The sequence below is a fragment of the Pseudomonas sp. NPDC088368 genome, assembly GCF_044753445.1.
In the GTDB taxonomy this organism is placed as follows: domain Bacteria; phylum Pseudomonadota; class Gammaproteobacteria; order Pseudomonadales; family Pseudomonadaceae; genus Aquipseudomonas; species Aquipseudomonas bambusae.
The window spans coordinates 110,629-133,768 of record NZ_JBIVNG010000013.1 but is presented as its reverse complement, the minus strand read 5'-3'; the positions used below and the strand labels follow the sequence as shown (position 1 = coordinate 133,768).

Sequence of the window (23,140 nt, the reverse complement as noted above, 5' to 3'; positions counted from 1 at the left end):
GCGCCACGGAACTCCAGGCAGCGGTAAAATCCATAAAAACGGCGTAATCCTGCCTTAGGTGATTAACAAATCGAAGCAAATAAGTTATGTTGAGCATGCTATCTGCATCTCACTTGGCAAAGGAACTGTCCATTATATGACCACTGACGTTTTGCTCAAAAAAAGGTGTGGCATCAACCTAGACGCCCAGAAGAACACCTCCAGCCGTCATCGCGTATCCAATACACAGCTGGACGCAGAGAACAATACGTATCAATTCTTTTTAAGAAGAAAACCACAATTACTAACTTCACACTTCAGATACTCGGCGCATTTTTAATAAATACATTGGCGCGGATAAATACGCGCTTAAGAACACCTCCATTATATCCAACATAGCTTTAGCAGGGGGATACGCGGTGGCCAACCAAGCGTTCAGCTTTTCCGGATTAGCTAGATGTTTATCGGATGCTGATTTTTATGAAGAAAAAAGATTGTCTGAGGATGACTTCAGAAAGGCAGTCATAGAGCATGCACTCCAGCTTTGCCGGTGCACAGATGAAGACAAAATCTTAATAAAAAAAATCAAGATTGGAAATAAAACTGGTTATACAGCCGGGAATCTAGCAAGCAAATTAGTCCTACGCAAATGCAACATTAACATCCATAATGCTTTTCGTATAAAGATGAGTAACAGACAGGCCATTTCTAGAGAGATACCTGCGTATCTTAGGGACGGAACACCGTACAGAGTCTATCGGCTAGACATAAAATCTTTTTTTGAAAATATTTCGGCAACCACTGCGATCAGAGAATTAGAATGCAATCAACTATTATCCCCACACACAAAAAACGTGGTAAGGCACGCATTACAAGGGTTCAAGGCGTGTTATGGCTCGGGCGTGCCTAGGGGAGTAGAAACCAGCTCGGCGCTAGCAGAGTTGTTATTGAGCGACTTTGATAGAAAGCTTAAAGACCACGAAGAGGTTTTCTATTTCAGCAGATTTGTAGATGATATCATTGTAATCACTTCGTCATCTGAAGACCAGCAAGGGTTTTATCAGTGGCTTTGCGACATTTTACCTCCCCCGCTTAGCTACAACCCTGACAAAACCAAGATTCACACAGTTTCAAAAAGAAAAAAAGCCGGCGCAGCAAATCCCGATGGCAAGCAGGTTCTTAAGTTTGGATTTTTGGGATACTCATATAGTGTCTACGACACGCCTTTACCAAAAAAGAACAATGTGGAGAACGAAAGCACGGCCGGCTCTATTTACCGAAAAGTAGTTATTGATATTGACGATAAAAAAATAAGAACTATTAAAGAAAAAATTAGCAAAGCGCTTTATAGCTATTCTAAAAATTATGATTTTAATTTACTTCACGACAGAATTAGATTTTTAACTAGCAATAGAGAGCTTAAAGATAAGGATGGAAACAAAAAAATCTCCACCGGAATATATTACAGCTACGCTTCAATAGACCCTAAATCTGCGAGCCTGAAAACTTTAGATGTTTTCTTGGAGCAAGCACTCTGTAATACAACCGGCCGGCTCGGCAAGACTTTCTCACAAAAAATAACGCAGGAACAAAAATCAATACTGCTGAAACTCACATTCCGTAGCGGCTTTGGGAAGCGAGCCCATAGAAAGTTTAGTCCAAATCGTCTGAAAGAAATCACGAGAATTTGGTCATGAAGCACAAAAAAAATACCAAAATAGATAAAAAAGATTATTTCAGAGCGGCTTTGACTGATACAGCGCCGTCAGATGTCCCGATCATTTTCTCTAATGACGGGCTGTATATAAACTGCCACAGAGCCAATGGAAACAAAAACCAAGGGTTTGATATTCTTCGCTCGCTCTATACTAACGTCGTCAGCCCTATTGACAATGAAAAACATGGTTCTGATGAGGCAAATCAGCGCCAAAACAAACAGTCTCACCCATTAAAATATAAAATTATAAAAAACGAGCACAGTCTTAGGACTTTATCACTCATACACCCTCGATCACAAAAAAATCACTGCGAATTCTACAGGGATCATAGCAGTGTGATTATCCAGCTTTGTTCAAAAAGTCCATTATCCATACGTTGCCCCGCTAAAATCGGCGGTTCTTTTTACACAAAGGAAATCGATACAACAAACAGATATAAAGATATTGACATAGACACTCTTGAGTCAGAACTTAAGCGCCGCCATGCTTCATCTTACTTTGCTTATAGCGGGTATGACCGACTCTACAAACTATACAACTCACCTCGATACGTGAACCTTGAGCAAAGATTCGCATCGATGTGGACTATTGATGTAGCCAATTGCTTTCAAAGCATTTACACGCATACGATTTCATGGGCCATTAAAAACAAGGAGTTTGTCAAACTACATACTAGCTATACCAGTCAATTCTGCCAAAAGTTTGACACTCTAATTCAGCGCAGTAATAACAATGAAACTAATGGTATACCAGTAGGGTCAGAGGTGAGCAGGATTTTTGCCGAGATAATCTTCCAGGATACTGACCTAAAAGTTGTTTCTTCGCTGGAGTCAAAAAAACTCAAATTGAACGATGATTATGTGATTCTCAGGTATGTGGATGATTACTTAATATTTTCCCACTCTGATGAAAACTCGGAAATCATATCTAAAGTAATTGCCGACGTCATTGGCGAGTACAATCTCAACCTGAGTACGTCCAAGCAGGTCAAGTATACTCGTCCATTTTGCACTGACAAATCTAAAGCTATCCTAGGCGTAAAGCATTGCCTGGAATCGTTTGAGGGAGTTCTTTTATCAAAGAAAAACATCGATGGCCAACAACGATTCTTCCCGAATAACATATACAGTCCTACGAGATTCACTCAAAACTTCATCAACAATATAAAATCGCTAATTTGGGGGAGTGAGAGAGGTTATTCAGACGTTGCCGCCTACATAGTATCCATGCTTTGCAAGCGTGCTGAAAACCTCATTTCAAGTCACAAATATAACGCTCCGCATAGCTCGGATAAGGATTTGACTCTTCGAGGAGCGTTACTGATCATCATTAGATTGGTATTTTTTTTCTACAGCGTAGCACCTGCAATTTCGTCATCCAATAAAATTTCAAAAACACTGATACTCACCGATCAATTCATCCTAAGCACTATGCCATTGCATTCAGAATTTTATCGTACCGAGATCATGACGCACGTAAACTCACTGAAATTCAACAGGCAAAAAAACGACACGCGTAATGGGTATCTCTCTCTCGAAAGACTCAACATACTACTGGCAACTAGTGAATTCGGTAAAAATCACTTGATTTCGCCCAGTGTGTTTTCTTATCTGGAATCAGACGAAGCAAACGTCACTTACTTTGATATTGTATCCCTTATATACTATTTCAAAGATCACCCCCAGTATCTCTCCGCCAGATCAAGCCTTTTACAAATTGCATTGGCCAGACTCACTACCAAACCTAATTTGCAGCAAAACTCAGAACAGGCTCACATCTTTCTCGATCTAATATGCTGTCCTTATATATCAGCAGAAAATCGACATATCTTAATCAAGGATTATTTAGCCGTATACGAGCCGGCAAGGCAATTCTCAAACGAAGAGGTAGTCAACATGGTGACTACGTTGGAGGATAAATTTTGGTTCGTAAAATGGAAGAACCTAAATTTGGTGCGGCTTCTCGAACGAAAAGAGTTGAAACCCATCTACTAACCTGATAAAAAATACACGCGTCGTTAGGGGCTGAGATTGCTGCGGTACTGGGCTTCGGCCCGTTACATTTTCGCTTTTTATCAACCCTTTGCTCGCAAGGCTGAGGAGGGCTAGAAAGTTGAGAGGTATAGCTCGTCAAGACTTGCCTCACACACCTGATGCTGAAGCCCCTAATCGACTCCTCCTTCCGACTTGGCTACTGCGCGTCCCACGCCGCCGCGTGCTGCTATACCCGCAGCCCGAGATACCCCAGCAAGTGATGCGCTTGATCCCTACGCGCGTTGAACTTCAGCTAATCGTCAGCGTAACAGCCCTAGTACAGCCGCTGATTTTGCGATGGCCCGAGCCGACTGTCCCAGGCTCGGGCGGCCCTTACAGAGTAAGAGTGGATGGTTCGACCAGTAATGGGATAGCGGGCGCATTACCACCGACAAGCATCAGCATTGACGCATCGACAACGTATTCACACCTAAACCCAAGAACGATCACGAATCAGAGCTTGAGATTATTGGCCAGATCGGTCTCAGGGTAATCACATCACCCTCCGCTTCGATGGTCAATTCATCACCAACACCAACGCCCATCGTATCCAGCACCACCTGTGGAATCTCGATCATGAGATCGCCACTGCCATCCCCAGGATCCTGGCAACGGAAGATAATCTGTTCAGCAGGTTTCAAAACTTCAGACTCGTTCATGGTCGCCCCTCACTATCGCTCAACTGCTCAATCTCCTGCTGCATATCCTCCAGAAGTTGGAGCGTTTCCTTCCAGCGTCTGACGAACCCGAACCAGTCACCGGCGTAGCATCCTTCCGGCCGAGTCGCTGCTGGCCCTCGGTACCAACCAATTCTGGTCAGCCATGGTTCAAGGTCTGCGCGCAGCTCCATGCACTTGAGAAGTTCGCGCATGCAGTGGCTTATCCCGCCTTGGGTTCTCGACCAAAGTACGACAGGTAATGCCACCCTCCTGTTGTAATCTCTCTGTCCGGGAAATTGATCGCAGCCTTACCCGTGATGTAGTGCTCGCGAGTAACGCGTTGAAGGTCTAGATCGAATGCCTTCAGCATACGATCTAGAACCATGGCGTCGGTGTGATCTTGTCCATCAATTGCAGCACGATGGAAGCTACAACTTGCACCAATACATCAATGAACAGCTCGGCAATAATCTTCAACATGGTGACTCCTTCTTCCTAAGGCTTTGTCTGGTGACTGATCATTTCGGTACAGGTGCTACCCTCTTCCTCCTTGGAGCTTTAGCCTTTGGCTCTGGGGCTTCAGTGCTCTTTTCCGCTTCGGCGTCGGCGGTCTTTTTGGCTTCCGCTTCTGCCTTCGCTTTTTCTTCTTCAGCGATTCGCTGCTGCTCCCAATACTCTCGAATCCGAACCAGGTCGTTACTGCCGCCTATGTCAGCCAGGCGCTCAATGAACCGCGCATACAGATCGTCGGAAATGAGATTTTGAGTCCACATTTTTTCGATGGCTGCGTTCGGGTTCAAAAGAAGCACGTAGTGGAACTCCCCCGAGGTGCCCTTTTTGGTGTAGATGAAGTCGTACTTCTTCAAGATCTTCATCCTCCTGCGCCAGGTATCCACCATCCGTGCACCAGTAAACCCGGCCTCACCTGCAAACGTGGCTTGGCTCTCGATGACTACGAGAGGGTGATCCGGTGCACGAGCCCAGAGACACATGAGCGTGTGCCCCGCTGGGTGGCCTTTGATTTCATTCAAGGCCTGCATCGCGATAGGGAGCGTCCGGGGAATGGTGCTGTAACCATGGTTTACCTTGCGGATCCAGAGCCATGCTTCAGGGAAATTCGGAAACTGCACATCCATCACTGCAGCGGCCTTCTCGGCCATCTTCATTGACCTTGCCTTGCTCTGCTTTACGTTCATCATGCCGTCCTCGGTCTTGATTCGTTGATGGAGTGAAATATCCTCCAGAAAGAATCAAAATGCCACCCGTCATTTAGCATTTTTCAGCGCAATTTCACGTCACTTAGACGTGCATTTTGTATAAGTGAAATTGGTCTATATGACGATTTACACGCTTGTGAAGGACGGCTATTTAGACGAGTTTTTAGAGGTAATCCTCCCGAAATCATTAGGCCATTCTATATTTCCGTGTACTCCGTGCTCGATGGTCTCCCGGTCTCGTGTACTCCCGTGCTGCGGGTGTGATTCTTAAGAGAGGGGCTCGAGGAGCTGGCAAAAGGCACAGAATGCTCACGCATTTTGCGTTTGAAAGGCATCAATCGGCAGCTGTCAGGCCTCGGTGCAGCAGCATAGAATCCCTGCTTGCGTCATCAATTTATGAGAGGAGCAAACCTCCGATGAACGATTTCTTCCGAACAACAGTGATATGCCAGGATCTAGGCGATGGCAGCGAAGACGTCATCATTGATCTATCACCTGAAGTGCTCGCGGCATTGAACGTCGGCCTGGGCGACTCCTTGAGTATCGAGCAGATCCACGGATCGATAGTGCTGAAGCCCATCCGAGACACGAAACCAAATATCTGACTCCCAGAGATGATGTGATGAAGCTTTCCCTGGACTGCGAATTCACCCAGCTGAATCAAAGCACCAAGCTCATTTCGTTAGCGCTCGTAGCCGAGACAGGTGAGGAGCTCTATGTGGAGCTCCCGGATACCTGCCAGGTCAAGGACTGCAGCGACTTCGTAATTGAGAACGTTCTGCCCCAATTCGATCTCGCAAGTCATGGCTTGTCGCTCATGGAGGCTCAGAAGTCCCTTAGAGCGTTTCTGGCCGGCTTGGAGCCACCGCTAGTGGTTTGTTCGGATGCCCCTTCCTGGGACTGGGGATTCTTCTGCCAACTGGCTTGTGTAAAAAACGAATGGCCCAGTTAGGTCGCACAGCAGCCTCTGGATTTGATCCAGATCTTCAAGCACCTCGAAGCCAATGACATTGGCGACCTAACAATTCCTGATTGACCCCACCACGCGCTGCTGGATGCGCGTCTTTTTGCCGGGCTGCACCAAAAACTCTCGGCATGACTCCCACCTGCCAGAACCATCGAAGCCTTTCGATTTATTTTGAAGCCCTCTACGGCTATTTCTAGCATCAAAAACGATTTGCCGCATGGATCTAGGGGCTTTGTCGTAAACGCTCCCAGGCGAAGCCATGGCTCTTCCTAGGGGTGGTTTGTGCATGACGCGAGCTAGTAATTTCGAAGATACAAAGCTTTGTGAGGGGATAAAACCGATCTCTAGACAGACACTGAAGAAAGACTCGTTGAACTCTCCATAGTTTCTGGTAGTCTTTGTTGCATAAACCAAGGAGAGTTTCCATGATTGAAGACGTAGGCGAAATCGGATGTGTCGTTGTCTACACGTGTCGGGGGAAGGACAGGATCTTGAGAGAGGGTGGCAGCCAGGCGTGGCGCATCGATATGTCACGGGCCTCGAAACGCAAGTTCCTGGTCTGTGTCCAGAACAGGAACGAGACTTGGGGCCAAGCCACGGCTGATCATCAGTCGGCATTCCTGATCGCGAAAATCAGTCGAATCGAGAAGTCGACGGAGAATGGCAGCGCAGATCGAGCAATCATCAAGATCTCTGAGTACGCTGAGCTCAGTTTTCCGGATGCTTGGGATGGGAACCGGAATCCGGTGGCCTACAAGCACCTGCGAGATTTTGGGATACACACCTTTGAAGATCTCGAGGAGAGCCTGAGTTGGACGAGGCTTGGAGCTCAGATCAATTTTGGTGACATCGAACCAGCGGAGATGCCCGGTGATGATTACGTTGCCGCTGAGGTCTCATCTCCATCTGCCGGAAATAATGTCGGTTACGAAGAGCCCAAGGCCCTGACGGTAGACGAGGCCAAGATAGGCCTAGCCCGGAAGTTCGGGGTTTCAATCGATCAGATTGAGATTACGATTAGGTGGTAAAGCACTCTGGCGTCGGATAGGTCTTGGCATCTGGTGAATGGATGCTGCACTACCGTGAGAGGCTGAAAACCTGCTGCGTGGGCCAAATTTTTGGGCACAAAAAAACCGCCTTTAAGGGGCGGTTTCTTTGACACTTTACTTTCACAGGAGACGGTTTTAGCCGTGTCGCCGAGGTAGAGTCCTGCTCTCTTTGCCCGACCATGTGCAGCCAATTCTACAGAGCAAGATAACTATGTCAAGCCATATAGCTTGCATTGAAACGCTTAGGCCTTAGAAACCGGGCCTTTCAAGCCACAGCTTCCGCTTAGGAGGAGATCGGAACTAGGGTCACTTAAGACCATCTTCGCGATCCAGGTCATGCTGAAATTCAACCTCTTCAGCAAAATTCCTACCCATTTCCTCTGTCCATCGCTTTGCCATTCGCTCGATAGCCATGAGCTCATCAACCTTTGCCTGAGCGGCCGCAAGCTGCTCATTGAGCTGGACAATGCTCGCATCACGCTCTTGGACGGATTTGCGCTCCAGGACCACCTCATTGAAAGGAACGTAGTCGGATGCCCCGACAGCGTGAACAAGTGATTCTTTCAATGTCCGGATCTCACCACGACTGAGAGCAACGCCGTAGTTTGGGTTACGACCGGTTGTGTTCTTGAAATAGCTCGTTGGTGGCAGCACCCTTTGGATCGACACGCTTTCCAGCATGCTGCAAATGACATGGCTGTCTTTGCCGCTGTGCTTGTACCTTGGCATCTTGTCCAGGGTGTCCTGCTCCAGCTTGAAAATGGTGCGGTCACCATCAGCTGCTGACTGTGAGGTGATCGGGGCCACCTGGATAAGATTTTTGGAGATCACTTTCACAACGACCGCAAGCCTACGCTTGTGCATTTCGGCATCGAGAAGCGTGTCCATGTAGCGCTTGTTAGTTTTCAGTTCTGCAGTGGAGCGAGCTGTCTGTTGAACAAACCCATAATCCACTTCAACGAGGGTGCCTTGCCTCAAAAGTTTGGAGATGGTTGTCGCCGGGTTCTTTTTGAGAGTCTGATAGAGAAACTCTTCTTTAGAAATATCATGCCGTTTTATGTATACGTGATAAACGGCAGGGGGCTGGCCATCAGTCAGTTCGGCAGTGACATTTTCCAAGCGCCAAACATGGTGATCGATATCTGCGAAACATTTGGTCAGAAACACTGGGTGAGGCACTTTCCCAGGTTTTGGGCGTGGCATCGCGGGGATCAAAGCCTCCTTGATTCCCTCATAGCTTTCCGCTCCAACAAGAACATGGGAAATTTTCCCCTCGCCATCGACGACCGACTCGAGATACCGAATGATGATCGTCTGCATGCACGTCCTTGAGCTAGGGTAGTAGGGGCCGGTGATTTTGAAGGGTTCTAGCGCGGTTGGGAAGGGGTTGACCGCATTTTTACGTGGTCAATGTCTGCTTTTGTTGTTTTTTATAAAGACCCTACTTACAATTCTAAAAAACACTATTAACGGAGTAACGCATAACGGAGTAACGCAATGTCCAAGTTAGCCGAGTTTCGCCAGCTGGAGCAACAACTCGCGGAGCAACTAAAAGCCTTGGAGGCTCTCAAGGGTGATGATGACCTGCAAAAGGAAATTGAATTTTAAGGGAAGTTGCGCGCACTTCTGGGCGAATACAATCGCAGTCTTCGCGATGTAATCGCTATTCTTGATCCAGCGTCGGCTACTCGTAAGGCAACTTTCTGCAGCCCCGGCCAAGGCACCTCGTTATGCACGCACTGTCAAGGTTTACAAGAACCCTCATACTGGGGAAGTAATTGAAATTTAAGGCGGTAACCATAAGCAACTCAAGGAATGGAAGAGCGAACACGGCTTGGACACTGTTGAATCTTGGGTAGCCTAAGAGTTACTCTTTGATGAGGGCCTCACGGCCCTTGTCGTAGGTTTCTGCGGTGCTCAGCCCTGAAGCCGTACGTGCAGGTCTGGAAAAATATCCTGGGCAAACCAAGCGGGTAGACCAGGCTCGACAATCCGCGACTTTGGCGTAGGACTCACCACGATCCCTAGCTTGATCAACCGTGTGAGCTCGTCCGATGCCGCTCGCCCAGATAGCCCAGTAAACATTTTGAATTCTGAACGAGGTAGCGCTCCCTGCATCAGCAGAGCGAGCACTGCCGCCGCAGTATCAGATTGCACACCGGCATCCAAAATGCGCTCTTTCGTCCTGAAGGCACGGATCACCCTGGTTCGCATTTTGTCCCGATCAAGTGCTGCGATCATGTAATCGACCTGGTCGTGACAGATATCAAGCATGAATTCTATGAAGGCGAAGTAATGCTTCTCTGACAAGCTTCCTCGGCCATCAAGATCACTCTCTCGCGGACGATCTGCGTTCGCCAAATAGCCGTAGTAATCCTTGTGTCTTCTGCCGAGGCCTCGGGAAAGAGACCACAGGTGTGGTTGTAACCCCAGCTGCGTGAGCTGCAGGTGAGTAACCATACGGGCAACTCGCCCATTCCCGTCCAAGAATGGGTGAACGAAAGCCATTCGATGATGGTTGGCCAATACCGCGATGATACGCCGGCGAGGATCTTGGATGCTTCCGTAGCCCCACTGCAATTGCTCAAGCATGGGAAGCACTACGGCAGCTGCAGGTGCCAAGTGGTTACCGACAGTCACCTCCTCGTCTGGATTGCTACGCAAAGATCCTGGCACCAACAGTCGACCGTCTGCGAGACGCAAGCTTTCTTCGTCTGCTCCGTGAAACAGCTGGTAGTGCACCGTCTTCAATAAAGCAGGCGAAAACATTGCCTTGAAGTCTTTCGGGTATAGGCGAAGCGCTCTCTCGAAAAGTACCTGGACATCCATATGTTTGACCGCCAAATCATTGAGCTGCTTACGGTCTTTCTTGGGCGCATTTAGGGCCTGCTGCATTGCTGCAGGTTCGGTGTATTGCCCCTCGATGAGGTTCGAATAGTAGGTATTGGTGATTCGCAACAGCCGCCCAAGCCTTTGCGCGGTTTCCGGTGCGAGTCGACCGGCAAGAAATGCGGTTTTGGCGGGTAGCTTCTCTGCCTTGTCCAGCATGGACTGCGGGAGCTTGTCAGTGAGGACTGGATTCACCCAGGCCTTGTTGGTGATCAGATTCATCAATGCGTGTCTTGGCGACGGTGGTTGGTCAATATGATAGTCCTTCGAGTCAAATTAAGCACATTTAATTATGAACAAAAACCTCTGAAAGCCCCGTATTACATGGCAAAAAGTTAAATTTACTTAATTTTACCCGCATTTTTTTGCCGATTTTATATCCGATTTCAGATATAACCTTGAACCCGTATGGACTGCTCAGTCGATATCTCATCAGGAACCGTTTCGGCGCTGAACCGGCCGCTCAACGCTTGGCAGTGCGAGGGCAGCACGTACGGGCATTTTTTTGGCATCAAACCAAGCTTCCAAAAGCTATGCCCTCGCGAGCACTTTCGGATCGTGGAGGGAGACCTGCTCCCAGAGATTCAGAGGCGGGGGCTGAATGTCCTTTGAAAACCTTGAAAAAATCCGGTTGAAAATTAAATTAAATGAATTTAATCTCTGGTTGCCTCATCCCAATAACTCTCTAAAAGTGAGCCTATCATGCCTCCACAGAGACACATTCTAAACGCGTTAAAATCGATCACCCAGGCACAGCAAGAGCTTGCTCGCAAGGTTGAGCGCCATGACAAAAAGCTGGACGCTCACACCCAGGATATCGCTAGGCTGGAAGAGCAGATTGTCGCGCTTCGCAACCAAGCTATCCAGGCTGAAGTGCGTAGCGGCGTCCCATCGAAAGACGTTGCCACCAAGTACGGTGTAACCCCATCCCGTGTTTCACAGATCGCTCCGCGTCGCCGGGTTGGTTGAGTATCGATGGCACCTAGCTCTACAGTCTCCAGGCACGAAAAAGCCCGCAGATGCGGGCTTTTTTGTGGGTGTTGGCTAATGAAGCTGAAAGGCCAGCCGACCTGAGTCAGTTACTGGATGCCGTCCAGAGCTGGTCAAACCGAGTCGTGAAACGACGGCTCATCATTTCCCTGCGCATTCCCCAATCTGGATCTGCAGGCACGCTGGCCATGCGCAGCGTCCCCCTCCCCCATCCGCTATTGATCTGATCGAGTAGCCCATATCGGTAGGGCGATACACGCCAGGCCGGTAAGTGCAGGGATCGCGAATCGCTCAATATCACCCCGATCCAGGTCGACCTCCAGGGAGGCGCCGGTGACGAGTACCTCAGCAACCACAGTGCAGCTCTGATCATCAATCCCTTGGATATCTGTGACGGAGTTATGTGTAGACTCCGTACTCGATTCGTCCCAAAAGCTCCTTCACCAAAATGTACCCGACTTGCGTGCGTAGTAAATCGCATGGCACCTGACCGCCCAAGCCAAAAGCAGCAAGGCCCAGCCAATATTCGGCCGACCGATGTGTCCCGAGTACCCGTTCAGCTATCTCAAGAATCAGCTCGCGCCTGACGAGATAGCCTCTGTATTCTCCGCTCCAACATCCGAATGGAGCGGAGACGCGGGACGCTGGAGCTCTTGAGTCATCCATCCCACCCCCTCGTAAATACCTGGATATGCCACTTGCTGAAACCATCACCTCATCATAGTCGTCGAGTATGAATGAAGTCCTGCAAAGAAGAGGTTTCTGTGGGAATGATGCGCCCACTCACGCTGCGATCATCCATAACGGACAACACGCCGCCTAGTGGTCTCTCTTACTATCACTGAGGTAAGCACAGCCGGAAACGCACGTTATTCTCACAACCGGGTAGAGGTTGCCTAGGACAGGCGCGGTGTTAGAAGGTTTTCTTACGAACACTTGGGCGCCGCCTCGCACTGGTGCATTTCATAACCCGTACCGGAAAAGCTATTGGTCAATTGCCTCGATGAGCGCAACCAACACCTCGGTTGCTCGACCTATCAGCATTAGCTCATTGTTCCCACCCAGTGAAACATCTACGAGGTTGATGTGGATGACCACTGCGCCACCTGCGAGCGCGATTTCCGGGATATCTGCAGCCGGAGTGACAACACCAGACGTGCCTATTGATACGAGCGCATCGCAACCCCGTATCAGCTGCATTGACGCTTTCCAAACACCTGCGGGTAAATCTTCCTTAAACCAAACGATTCCCGGTCGAAGTCGCCCGTTACAGTGCTCGCAGCGTGGAGGGTCCTTTTCCAAACCTTCAACGGGAACGCTAAGCTCCTCTGGTGAAAGATTTGCCCGTCTATTACAGGCGAAGCATTTGGCGTGTTCGAGACTACCGTGGAGATGCACAACGTCCTGTGAGCCAGCCCGTTCGTGCAAATCATCAATGTTTTGAGTAATCACCGAGACTTCTCGACCGCTGGACGCTAGCCGCTGGATAGCGAGATGACCTGCATTTGGTTGGGCATTTTTCGTCTGACATCTCCTCCACAAATAGAACCCCCAGACCAATGCCGGGTTACCTCGAAAAGCGTTAGCAGTTTCCAACCGTTGAGGATCGTACGCAGCCCAGTCACCAGTGCATTTGTCGCGGAAAGTTGGTATCCCACTTTCCGCCGAAATCCCGGCGCCTGTAAAAAAAACGATTCTCCGGGCTGTCCGAAGAAATTGTGCTGCCTTAGCAAGATCACCTGCAACACTCATTTTTCACCTAACTACTAATCTGAAGATACTAGTTTCCGACACTGCAAAATACCATATCAGTACTAGCTCAATAGTCGGCAGAGGCATATATAATCTTTCGAAAGGCAGGCAATTTTTTATTCACAACGGTGGAATAAGTTTTACCTGGAACAACCAGATACTCATGGCCCGATACTTCTCCGTTATTGTCAACCACTTCGTGGAGGGATTTAAGTATTTCCATCTTCCATGAGCCCGTACCATTCATGGATCCTGGCGTAACCACTTGGACTTGGTTAACCCATCCATCTCGACTTCCAGCGCTAACCAAATCGGTTAAAAGCTGTACGTTAGGAGCCAAAACAATGCTTTTGTGATGAAAATCTCCGGTGCAGTCGATGGTCTCTACATGAAACCAAGGCCACACGGTTTCCAGCTCCACGAGCGACCAAAACTGAAATCCGGCTGTCGGGCGAATCAATCCTCGCATTAATTCCGCTTCACGCATCGTTCTGAACATAATCCGTCCTGATGAATACTAATGGCCTTTCTCCGGACAACGGCCCGACAGTCAGCTTTTCCAAATTTACCGATCTGTAACGCCTAAAAATCCCTATAAGCGCATTATAGTGAGTTTATCGGAACCTCTGCAATGTGGCTCTATCCTCGTTTTTGAGGAAGGTCGGGTGCTCACACACGAAATCGCAGCAGTAGTGAGGACGATTCGAAGGATGAGAGCTCTCGCATACGAGGACCTCGCTGATGTAACTGTGCGTCGTAGCATCAGTTCTCTGGAGCAGGCTCAGGTCAATATCTCCATCGGAAAGCTCGCAGGGCTGGCCACAGCCTTAGATTTTGACTTCGTTGCCTTACTGACCATTTGCGTTGCGTTGAAAGAAGATGCGCCCCCTGAGAAAATTATCGAGCGCGCATCAGCAGCCCTTGCCGCATTTTCCACCGAGGGAGGCATGGTGCAGGTCCTCTCTCAAATGGCTGATGGAAAGGTGGTCCCGAGAGCCCCTGGCAAACCTGCGAACGCAAAAAACATGGCAGCGGTAGCAAACCTTCGCGCATTGGGCTTCAGTCAAGCTGAAATTGCAAAAAAGCTGCGCCTATCCAAATCCACGGTGAATCGTTATTGGAAGACTTCCTAAGGGCCCTGGTGGGCCAACGCCCCCCACGTCACTGCATTGGGAAAATTTCTAATACCCATCCACACCAAATTACCCCAGCGGTCGCCCATTGAAAGGTAATAATTTACTCCCAACATCAATTGCTTCCAGCTGCCGAACTCTTTCCCATAGCTGTAGATTCTGGGTTAAAACTGCGTCTCGCTCTCTGCAAGCCACCAGAAGTTCCTCCTCCAGCCGATGAATCTTTTTATTCGATCTAATTAATTCATGCCGCGCGTTGTTAGCAACTTCCCCTCTCTTTATTTCATCTCGAACAGCGGTAATCTTTGCAATCAACGCCATGTGAAGCTTCCGCGACTTTTTCAGATACCCACGATCAAAGCCAGCTTCATGGTTTACGACTCCAGCCGTGAGCTTTGAAAGATCGAGTCCTACGTGCGCAGCCACATGAGGCTTCCCGGTAATCAAGCGCTCCAATGCTTCTTCGCAAGCCGAAACACCACTGCCTTTAATAACATCTGTCACTATCACAACTCCTTGGACTTTATAAATCTACCTAGGAATGCAAAACACTCCTCCAACATCTTACTCAAAATCATGCGCTCTCCTTCACCCTCTTTATAAAGCTGAATCTCAACGTTCAGGTCTTCAATAAGCGCCTTTACTTTATCCGGCTTAATAATTGCGTTTTCACAGGATAGGCATGCTACAAAATTACCCAAGACGAAATCATCACATCTTCCAACTTTCGTACAGCCTCCCAGCAGTGTCGGTCGGTAACTGATTAAACCTTGCCTAACGCGCCGCTCGGTTTCACTGCGGAGTTCTTGTATGTTGATTTTTCCCTCTATGGCTATCCTCTTCTGTTTTTCGATATACGAACCCGTCCCGCCGAACAGTGGATCACTTTCGGTAAGAAGATTAGAGATTAGCTCATTGGCAATCGACATAGGCAGAGCCATTTGAAACTCAAAAGCAAAATGATTACCAGGAACTACAAAATCTTTCTCGACCTCATCATAGTATCCAAAAATCGTTTTTAAATTTTCAAACCCATTTGAGTAATACCGCGCCATCTCATTTGTCAACTGCTTAAACTGAGAGCGCAGCGTAGGCAAGCTCAAGAACCCGCTGCTGCTCCCATAAAAAGCCAGCGACCTTCGAAACTGATGACTGGTCAAGGGCCATGGTTGACCAACAGCAAAGCTGGATTGGTTATAGAAGTCTTGCTTCGGATCACTTTCAGCAAGCTCGACCAAATCATTAGGAGTAATTGTTAGCTTTTGGAAAGAGGCAATTGTGTAGTGCACAAGTGAAATATTCCCCACCGCGACTTCGGGCTTGCCTCTACGGTAGCCTACTATCGAAGGATTCAGAAATAACGGTGCATCTGTGAAATTAATATTATAGAGCTTCGCCAGCCCCCTGCAAATTGCCTGGGCGATAGTAATAGCCCTGACCACTTCGAACGTAGCGAACCATCGGCCTTCCTTTCTGTACCCAGCAAACTTAGTAGATGTCGACAGAACGGAGAAATACTGCGCTGAATCCCGTATCACACCGGACTCATCTATCAAATCCGGTCTAAAAACCTCTTGACTAATGCAGTTATAATCCATACGCATAACGTCCTGATCACGCATGCCCGTATAGAGATGAATGACAGTTTTCACAACCAGTAACATCTTAGCAAGCACTGCTTGCAAGCTTCGCTTCTCTGTACATTCGAATTCCAGCGAAAATACCGCTTCCAGATTGTGATCTTTCAGGGCCTGAAGCATATCTGGGCGGTAGTTCTTCATCCCGCCAAGCCGCCTAGTCTTTTGGGCTTCATAGCTAATACCATAATGCTCATCAGCAAAGCATTGAAGGAATGACTCATATGCGCCAACCCCCTTGTAAAGCTGATCAATCAAAACAGCAGATTCATTTATTATGTTTAAATATAAACTTGTTGGAATGATAGGATGCTGATTTGACTCGGGCCTTTTCAGATCGAAAAGTTTTGGGTCAACAACAACAAATCCTAAACGGCCCACCCCTATTGAAACAAGCTGAGTCATTACCGCTGACAAAGTCTTTATCGTATTACCAAACACATGATTTCGTATAAAAGCATCCATGTACACCTTAACAGTCAACAACTGCTGGATTGACAAGTACCCCACTAGGGGCCTGCGGTGTTGCTCATGGCAAAACACCATCATTTTTCTTATTATTAACCAATATTGGTTCAACGTAGACGGGCTCAACACGCCTATCACCCCCCCACCAGAAAAATAAATGATCTTATATAATATAAACTTAGCTTCATCTATCAACGATCGCTCTTGGGCTCCAGCAGAAGGAAACACCTTAGAGAATATTAAGGTTCCGATTCTATTAGCGGAAAGTCTGTAAGGATTAAAATCCCACACATCATTTCCATAGATAGCGGTTGCACGACCACTGGCATCTCGACAGAGCACAAAACTTACAGAAGGGGGGCGATCTGATTGAACAGCGATGTCGGGCTGTGACTCTTGCTCCAAATTCCCACATGCAGAAAACACGCTAACTGACTCTAGACGTCCACTCACGAAATCACCCCTATATACTCATAGTTGGAGAGACGACGCTCCCAAAATGCTGTCAGTATTCCATACTCATTTACAGTCCTCTTGACGTCCTCTACCAATCTCTGCATAGACTCGGAGCGACCAGCCAAAGTGGCTATAATATATTCCACTCTGACAGACAAGTTTTTATAAGTCAGCTCAGCATGCTCCGAATCTGCAGCAACACCTCTAATCTTATTTACCACATATTGCATACTCAATAGCTTATGCAAGTCAGACTCTTCGGCATGAAAAACGTAATTCTCGCAAAACACGCACCCAAAGCCGGTGTTACATGCCGATTTAATCAAAGATGCACTATTAGAGTCCAATATAATTGGGGAGTTAAACTCACTACAGTGCCCTGCTATAGTTGGAACTGCTATTTGCACTGAAGCCGATTCTTGTTTACTAAGAATCTTATTCGCAGCATGACGGACTGCTTCCCAATATTTCCTCAACTCCTCACCTTGCTGCTCAGGAGAGGCCTCAGAATAGGTCGACAAATTCACCTGCTCTGTATGATTCAATACATCAGCGATGACAGATGGCGAAAACTTTTTTCGATGGAGTACATTGCTTTTTAGCTTTCGCATCTCACGCGGCGTTGGCATACTCGCAACAGGATCAATGAACAATCCGGATATAGCATTATGAAATTTTGCCATCACACCTGATGTAGGAAATGGCTTCAGGCTGGTCCTATCGGTTGAAACTAGAAAAAAAAGTTGATCAAACTGTTTACCGCCTAATATCCAAGCTCTAATTTTCAGATAATCCCGAAGCACTTCGACGCCACTCCCGCGACCGAGATTGTAAAGAGTAGCCTTCCCGGCGGCGCGAAACTTCACGGCTGATAGCTCTTTTTTCAAAGGAGACTTAACCACTCCAAGAGCATCTTCGTATGAAAACTGCGAAAACTCGGTAGGTGAAGCGCCAGTGATCAACAAAAGCAAACCCGCATATGCTTTGAGCGAAATAATTGCTATCTTTATTCTGAGCCAATGTCTAGGATCGCTGTTAGCTTCAACGCATTGTCGGTTTGCGCTAGCTATATGCGCTTTGATCTGGAAAATCTCAGCAGGACTGAACTTTTCCTTATTAGAGGCGCCGAGGTACTCTTCAAATGTGGAAACTCTCTTCTCAGCTAAATTAAATACCGGTGGACACTTTGCAAACGGCCCAATTATGCCCGCCCTAGCGGCAAATATCGTTACATCTCGACCCGCGACTGCAAAACTAGTCGGATACGGTTTGTTGTGCAAAATAATAGATGCGCACCCAGCTGCAATTTCGGACAGCGCTTTTTGGTAGTTCAACACAAGGCTCTCACGAGGCGCCAGAGACTCTTTTACACCTATTATTCTATAAGCACCTGCCACAATATGACTGCTCACACTTGGATATAAGATACCAAAGACAATAATCGCTGAGACTTGATAGCTAGATGCAGTAATTGGTTTGATAGCCCCTTGCGCTATTTTTGCCCTTAGGTAGTCAGTAAACTCCCGATATATCTGTTGCGCATCACTCGGACCTCCTAGAATGCACAGACTGTCTTGGGCGTCTACCCAATCAAAAAAATAGGTAAGATGCCTGAATCTTGTTAGCATCGCCTGATCGCCAAGCCCAACAAATGCCTCTAACAATCCAATTATTAAATCCCGGCGGTTAACATCGAGACTAGCCAGCACAACGGGTGTACCGGCTAAATTTTTAGATTTATTCTCGCCACTTCTTTTCTTGTATGCCAAACAGCCGATATCAAGTGGCTTGGTCAGGACCTGTTTCGAGAGCTGGATCTGTAATAGCTCTGGATGTGAGAATTCACTCCAGCCCTCCCCTCTTGGCACAGTAACTGCTGGACGTAAAACAAAGCCTTCAGACATCATCCTTCCCTACATTCAAAACATCATAACTACCATTAAAAAGAACTCCCTCCCAGACCTCTTGCGCGACAACTGTTTCCTGTGACATAAGGAATAGCTTCAAGTAGTCTTCCGTGGTCTTCCTGGATCGATGGTGCATCCGTCTCTGAATAAACTGAATGTCTTCACCAGGCTTCAACATTCCATTGCCTATCAACTTTTGTAACCGTTGATAAAGTTGATAAGCATAAGTAGCCCGCAACCAATGAAAAGAGAAATCTTTTGGAAACTCAGCCTCCTGGCTGCCTATAAGCTTGCGCCTCATATTATCCGTCACTTGCCCTGTCTGCCGAGACTTGACTTCACGGTAGCGAGGATCATCTTTAGCCATGTAGCAGCAGTTCCCCTGATCAGAAATAAACAGATAAGCATCCTCTTCGACCCACTGATAACCTGAGGTCTCAATATTTGAACGAAGCTTTGCACGGCGAGCAGTCATTAATGGACTTTTAAAAAAAACCAATACCTCTTCTGCTAATTGCTTCGGAACATATAGGATCTGAGGGACACCCTTTTTCGTGTCCATACCCGTACCAGGCCCCGCGTGCAGCTTATACGCCCCCTCCAGCAAGAGTTTGCTTGGGTTAAATGCCTCTAAGTGTCGAAGGCGCATAGTCAAGATGGTTTGCTTACGAGCCCCAGTCATCAACGACATGAGCAGTATCAGACGCTCTTGCATAGGCCATTCTTTCTCACTCGAGAGCAATTTCAAAAGACAGCTAAGCTCAGAGTTTGCAAGAGGCCTTAAAAACTCACCATCCTCAAGTACGAAGCCAAGTGGTACCCGGCCTTTGGGTGGAACACTAAGCGTTTGACCACGCTTTTTTCTAGACACTACCGTTCCCCCCTCACCGTACTTAACGAAAAAACTGATATCCCTTACTGTATCAACCCGATTAATGTCGATAACATGCCATGAGCTTGAGACATATTTATAAAGTTCATAGATCGCAGCGGTATACTGATTGATTACCGCGTTACCCCTACCACTTTGATTAACGAGATAGTCAAAATATTTATAAGTTGGCCTAAAAGCTGGTCTTGAACCAGTAAAATCTAGCCAATCTAAATTCCGCGCCTCACAAAACATCAAATAATCTAGTAATCTCCCGGCTATCCGCCGCAAGTCGTCATTTCGTAAGTTCTTATGCGTTTTATTCTTAATCGACTGCAGAAGATAGTCATTAGCCTCATGCCAGGGAATCCCGCTTTTATGAAACAGAAATGGCACATGAAATGTGGTGTCACCAAGTGATGTTTCAACTTCTTGACCTTGGTACATCACCAAGAGATCGCTGCCCTCAAGCCGTACAGGCTTGGCTCCTGCGAAGGGGTAGGATCGAAGAATGGCCGAGACGTCCTTAACCGAGGATATCAACGCCAGACGGCCTTTATGGGATGGATTGCTAAACGACATGAATCACCTCAGATGAGCTTGAATTCACGTTACTGATTTGCGGCTTGCGATGCATCCGAACACGATGCAGTTACTGAGGGTCGAGCTTTAGATGCTCTGAAACAGGCGCGTAGGTACGAGATGAGCACCACGTATCGCGGACTGCAAGATGTTAACGGCGAACTCCAAACCTCGTTCGAGATCGTTACGCATGACTTGATCGGCTCGCGAATTCGGCCAAGTCAGGATGCTCTGACTTGGCGCTCAATCTGCACGTCAATCGTTGGTGTTAGGTGCTATGGAAACTGCGGAATGTGTCAATCATTTATCCTTAAGCGATTCCACCCAAGGGTCCAACTTATGGAATAGCTTGGGGTAGCGCCCCTTCAGATCCTTCTTCACTTCGGCGTAGGTGCTGCGCCAGAAGTTGGCGAGATCTTGTGTGACTTGCACCGGTCTGCGCGCAGGCGAGAGCAGGTGCAGTTTGACGATCTGTCGGCCGCCCGCGATGCGCGGGGTGTCGGACAGGCCGAACAGCTCTTGCAGGCGCACGGCGAGGATTGGCGGGGTTTCGCTGTAGTCCAGTCGCACAGACGAGCCCGACGGCACGCTTAAATGGTGCGGCGCCTGTTCGTCCAGTCGCTGCGGCAGCGGCCATGGCAGCAGGTTGTGCAGGATCGACGAGAGGTCCAGATTGCCGAAGTGACTAAGCCGCGTGACCTTGCCCAGGTACGGCATCAGCCAATGCTCCAGACGCTCAAGCAGCGCCTCGTTGCTGATATCTGGCCATTCGCTGCTGTTCTGTTTTTGCAGGTCCAGTTGGCGCAACAGGCTGACCCGCGCCTGCCATTGGCGCAGTTCCGGCGTCCACGGCAACAATTCCAGTCCCTTGCGTCGCACCAGCGCCAGCAAGGCCTGGCTGCGTGCTGATTCATCTAGCCCTGTCAGCGGCTCGCGGCTGATGATCAACTCACCCGCCTTGCGCTGACGCTCGGCGCGGAACACGCCTTCACGCTCGTCCCAGTCCATTTGATCGAACGTGGTCACTTGCTCTGACAGGACCGACTCGAACAGCGCCGGATCGAACTCCGCTGCCAGGTAAATCCGTTCTTCACGCTGCCCCTGCCGACTGCCGAGGTCGGCAATCACCAGCCACGGTTCCTTCATCAACGCATCGGGCTCAGCGAACAGCGCAGCGCGGCCGTTCGCCAATCGGTATTCACCGCCACCCGCCTTACGTTGTTGCGCGACGCGATCGGGGTAAGCCAAGGCGAGCAAGGCGCCCAGCCAGCGGGGGTGATCGGGATCAGAAACAGGCTGCGTCGACGCCCCTTTTAGATAGCCGCGATATTGCCGCGACAGCTGCTTGGCCCGCTGCACACCACCCTGCGCACCGCGCCCGGCTTTTTCAGAGCCTGCGAGCAATGTCAGGCGGCTGTGCAAATCGGCACCTGCGCCACGCAGAATGTCGCGCTCGCCCAATAGCGCGGCGACGTCACAGGCCAGCGCGCCAAGCCCCAAAGCCTGGCCGCGCAGCAGCAAATGTGCGATGCGCGGATGAGCAGGCACTTCGGCCATCGCTTGACCATGTGTTGAAAGCTTCCAGTCCTCGCCCGGCTTGCGGGTCAAAGCGCCGAGGCGACCGAGCAAATCCTGCGCCTGAGCGTATGCGGCGGCGGGCGGTGTGTCGAGCCAGACCAGTTGCGCAGGCTCAACACCCCAACGAGCGAGCTGCAATGCGAGGCCGGCGAGGTCCGCCTGAAGAATCTCCGCCGTGCCATACGCCGCGAGTTGATCATGCTGGGCCTCGGACCACAGCCGATAGCACACGCCCGGCTCCAGACGCCCTGCCCGACCGGCCCGTTGCGTGGCGCTGGCGCGGGAGATGCGCTGGGTGTCGAGCCGGGTCATGCCGCTGCCCGGATCGAAACGCGGCACCCGCGCCAACCCGGCATCGACCACCACCCGCACGCCATCGATGGTCAGGCTGGTTTCGGCGATGTTGGTCGCCAGCACCACCTTGCGTTTGCCGCTCGGGGCCGGTTCGATGGCCGCGCGTTGGGCGCTCAGGTCCAGCTCGCCATGCAGCGGACAAAGCATCACGTCGCTGCGCTCACCTAAAGCGTCGGCGAGCTGTTGATTGACGCGACGAATCTCCGCCTGTCCCGGCAGAAACACCAACAGGCTGCCAGTCTCGTTGCCCAGCGCGTCGAGTACAGTCTGCACCACTCGCGGTTCAATGAACTCGCCCGGTTGAAACGGCCGCCCCCACTGCATCGTCACCGGGAACATGCGGCCTTCGCTGCTGATCACCGGCGCATCGTCGAGCAGGCTCGACAGCCGCTCGCCTTCCAGCGTCGCCGACATCAGCAGAATCTTCAGCGGCTGCTCGTCACGAAACAGGGCGCGACCATTGAGGCTCAAGGCCAGGGCGAGATCAGCGTCGAGACTGCGCTCGTGGTACTCGTCGAAGATCAGCAGGCCGACGCCGTCCATCGACGGGTCTTCCTGCAAACGACGGGTGAGAATCCCTTCGGTGACCACTTCGATGCGCGTGTTCGGCCCGACTTTGCTCTCCAGACGAATCCGATAGCCGACTGTTTCCCCGACCTTCTCGCCCAGCTCCGACGCCAACCGCTCCGCCGCCGCCCGGGCCGCAAGACGCCGGGGTTCGAGCATCAGAATCGTCTGCCCCGCCAGCCACGGCTCCTGCAGCAGCGCCAACGGCACGCGCGTGGTCTTGCCCGCGCCGGGCGGCGCTTCGAGGACGGCTTCGTCACGTTCGACAAGGGCCTGACGCAAGGCAGGCAGGACGGCATCAATGGGCAGAGAAATCATGAGGGCTCCAAAACAG

Annotated in this window: 17 protein-coding genes and 2 pseudogenes; 6 read left to right on the top strand and 13 right to left on the bottom strand. The window is 49.5% G+C overall.

Annotated features, from left to right (window positions below; genetic code table 11):
* The first annotated feature begins 398 nt into the window (after positions 1–398).
* Positions 399–1,676, top strand: coding sequence for an antiviral reverse transcriptase Drt3a (drt3a, locus tag ACIQAL_RS26385; protein WP_401150535.1), 1,278 nt, complete (start codon positions 399–401; stop codon positions 1,674–1,676).
* A complete protein-coding gene (drt3b, locus tag ACIQAL_RS26380) occupies positions 1,673–3,691 on the top strand; it encodes an antiviral reverse transcriptase Drt3b (protein WP_401150533.1) in 2,019 nt (672 codons plus the stop codon). The genes drt3a and drt3b overlap by 4 nt, the downstream gene beginning before the upstream one ends.
* 485 nt (positions 3,692–4,176) lie before the next feature.
* On the opposite strand, the gene ACIQAL_RS26375 is transcribed toward drt3b, so the two are convergent.
* Positions 4,177–4,389: an AbrB/MazE/SpoVT family DNA-binding domain-containing protein gene (locus tag ACIQAL_RS26375; RefSeq protein ID WP_401150532.1), complete on the bottom strand. Its 213-nt coding sequence runs from the start codon at positions 4,387–4,389 to the stop codon at positions 4,177–4,179.
* A 518-nt stretch (positions 4,390–4,907) separates the two neighbouring features.
* Positions 4,908–5,588 (bottom strand): hypothetical protein, encoded by a 681-nt coding sequence (locus ACIQAL_RS26370; protein WP_401150530.1) that lies wholly within the window; start codon positions 5,586–5,588, stop codon positions 4,908–4,910.
* Between the two features lie 434 nt (positions 5,589–6,022).
* Here ACIQAL_RS26370 and ACIQAL_RS26365 point away from each other — a divergent pair, with 434 nt between their 5' ends.
* Together ACIQAL_RS26365 and ACIQAL_RS26360 are read left to right on the top strand one after the other, a co-directional pair.
* Positions 6,023–6,211: an AbrB/MazE/SpoVT family DNA-binding domain-containing protein gene (locus ACIQAL_RS26365; protein ID WP_401150529.1), complete on the top strand. Its 189-nt coding sequence runs from the start codon at positions 6,023–6,025 to the stop codon at positions 6,209–6,211.
* Positions 6,212–6,998: 787 nt separating this feature from the next.
* Positions 6,999–7,601, top strand: coding sequence for a hypothetical protein (locus ACIQAL_RS26360; RefSeq protein WP_401150527.1), 603 nt, complete (start codon positions 6,999–7,001; stop codon positions 7,599–7,601).
* A gap of 327 nt (positions 7,602–7,928) precedes the next feature.
* Here the strand turns inward: ACIQAL_RS26360 and ACIQAL_RS26355 are convergent, their stop codons facing one another.
* Positions 7,929–8,942 carry a hypothetical protein gene (locus ACIQAL_RS26355; RefSeq protein WP_401150525.1) on the bottom strand — a complete coding sequence of 338 codons (1,014 nt, stop codon included), beginning with the start codon at positions 8,940–8,942 and terminating at the stop codon, positions 7,929–7,931.
* A gap of 177 nt (positions 8,943–9,119) precedes the next feature.
* On the opposite strand from ACIQAL_RS26355, the pseudogene ACIQAL_RS26350 reads away from it, so the two are divergent.
* A pseudogene (locus tag ACIQAL_RS26350) lies at positions 9,120–9,486 on the top strand (histone-like nucleoid-structuring protein, MvaT/MvaU family).
* A 53-nt stretch (positions 9,487–9,539) separates the two neighbouring features.
* On the opposite strand, the gene ACIQAL_RS26345 reads toward ACIQAL_RS26350, so the two are convergent.
* The 5 genes and pseudogenes from ACIQAL_RS26345 to ACIQAL_RS26325 all read right to left on the bottom strand — a co-directional run bounded on the left by ACIQAL_RS26345 (position 9,540) and on the right by ACIQAL_RS26325 (position 13,752).
* Positions 9,540–10,733 (bottom strand): Fic family protein, encoded by a 1,194-nt coding sequence (locus ACIQAL_RS26345; protein ID WP_401150524.1) that lies wholly within the window; start codon positions 10,731–10,733, stop codon positions 9,540–9,542.
* An 853-nt stretch (positions 10,734–11,586) separates the two neighbouring features.
* A pseudogene (locus tag ACIQAL_RS26340) lies at positions 11,587–11,736 on the bottom strand (DUF4113 domain-containing protein); the annotation flags it as partial.
* Positions 11,737–11,900: 164 nt separating this feature from the next.
* Complete coding sequence (locus ACIQAL_RS26335) at positions 11,901–12,167, bottom strand: MbcA/ParS/Xre antitoxin family protein (RefSeq protein ID WP_080052655.1); 267 nt, start codon at positions 12,165–12,167, stop codon at positions 11,901–11,903.
* 318 nt (positions 12,168–12,485) lie between these two features.
* The gene (locus ACIQAL_RS26330; RefSeq protein WP_401150522.1) at positions 12,486–13,253 is read right to left on the bottom strand and encodes an SIR2 family NAD-dependent protein deacylase; all 768 of its coding nucleotides are present in this window, start codon (positions 13,251–13,253) and stop codon (positions 12,486–12,488) included.
* 67 nt (positions 13,254–13,320) lie between these two features.
* A complete protein-coding gene (locus tag ACIQAL_RS26325; RefSeq protein ID WP_401150520.1) occupies positions 13,321–13,752 on the bottom strand; it encodes a hypothetical protein in 432 nt (143 codons plus the stop codon).
* Between the two features lie 211 nt (positions 13,753–13,963).
* Here ACIQAL_RS26325 and ACIQAL_RS26320 point away from each other — a divergent pair, with 211 nt between their 5' ends.
* Positions 13,964–14,386: a resolvase gene (locus ACIQAL_RS26320; protein WP_401150518.1), complete on the top strand. Its 423-nt coding sequence runs from the start codon at positions 13,964–13,966 to the stop codon at positions 14,384–14,386.
* A gap of 69 nt (positions 14,387–14,455) precedes the next feature.
* On the opposite strand, the gene ACIQAL_RS26315 is transcribed toward ACIQAL_RS26320, so the two are convergent.
* The 5 genes from ACIQAL_RS26315 to hrpB form a co-directional block, all read right to left on the bottom strand.
* Positions 14,456–14,890, bottom strand: coding sequence for a hypothetical protein (locus ACIQAL_RS26315; RefSeq protein WP_401150516.1), 435 nt, complete (start codon positions 14,888–14,890; stop codon positions 14,456–14,458).
* A gap of 2 nt (positions 14,891–14,892) precedes the next feature.
* The gene (locus ACIQAL_RS26310; RefSeq protein WP_401150514.1) at positions 14,893–16,944 is read right to left on the bottom strand and encodes an integrase; all 2,052 of its coding nucleotides are present in this window, start codon (positions 16,942–16,944) and stop codon (positions 14,893–14,895) included.
* The gene (locus tag ACIQAL_RS26305; protein WP_401150512.1) at positions 16,941–18,851 is read right to left on the bottom strand and encodes a hypothetical protein; all 1,911 of its coding nucleotides are present in this window, start codon (positions 18,849–18,851) and stop codon (positions 16,941–16,943) included. Before ACIQAL_RS26305 ends, ACIQAL_RS26310 begins: the two co-directional genes overlap by 4 nt.
* A complete protein-coding gene (locus ACIQAL_RS26300) occupies positions 18,844–20,307 on the bottom strand; it encodes a site-specific integrase (protein WP_401150510.1) in 1,464 nt (487 codons plus the stop codon). The genes ACIQAL_RS26305 and ACIQAL_RS26300 overlap by 8 nt, the downstream gene beginning before the upstream one ends.
* Before the next feature lie 300 nt (positions 20,308–20,607).
* Complete coding sequence (gene hrpB, locus ACIQAL_RS26295) at positions 20,608–23,124, bottom strand: ATP-dependent helicase HrpB (RefSeq protein WP_401150509.1); 2,517 nt, start codon at positions 23,122–23,124, stop codon at positions 20,608–20,610.
* Positions 23,125–23,140 lie beyond the last annotated feature (16 nt).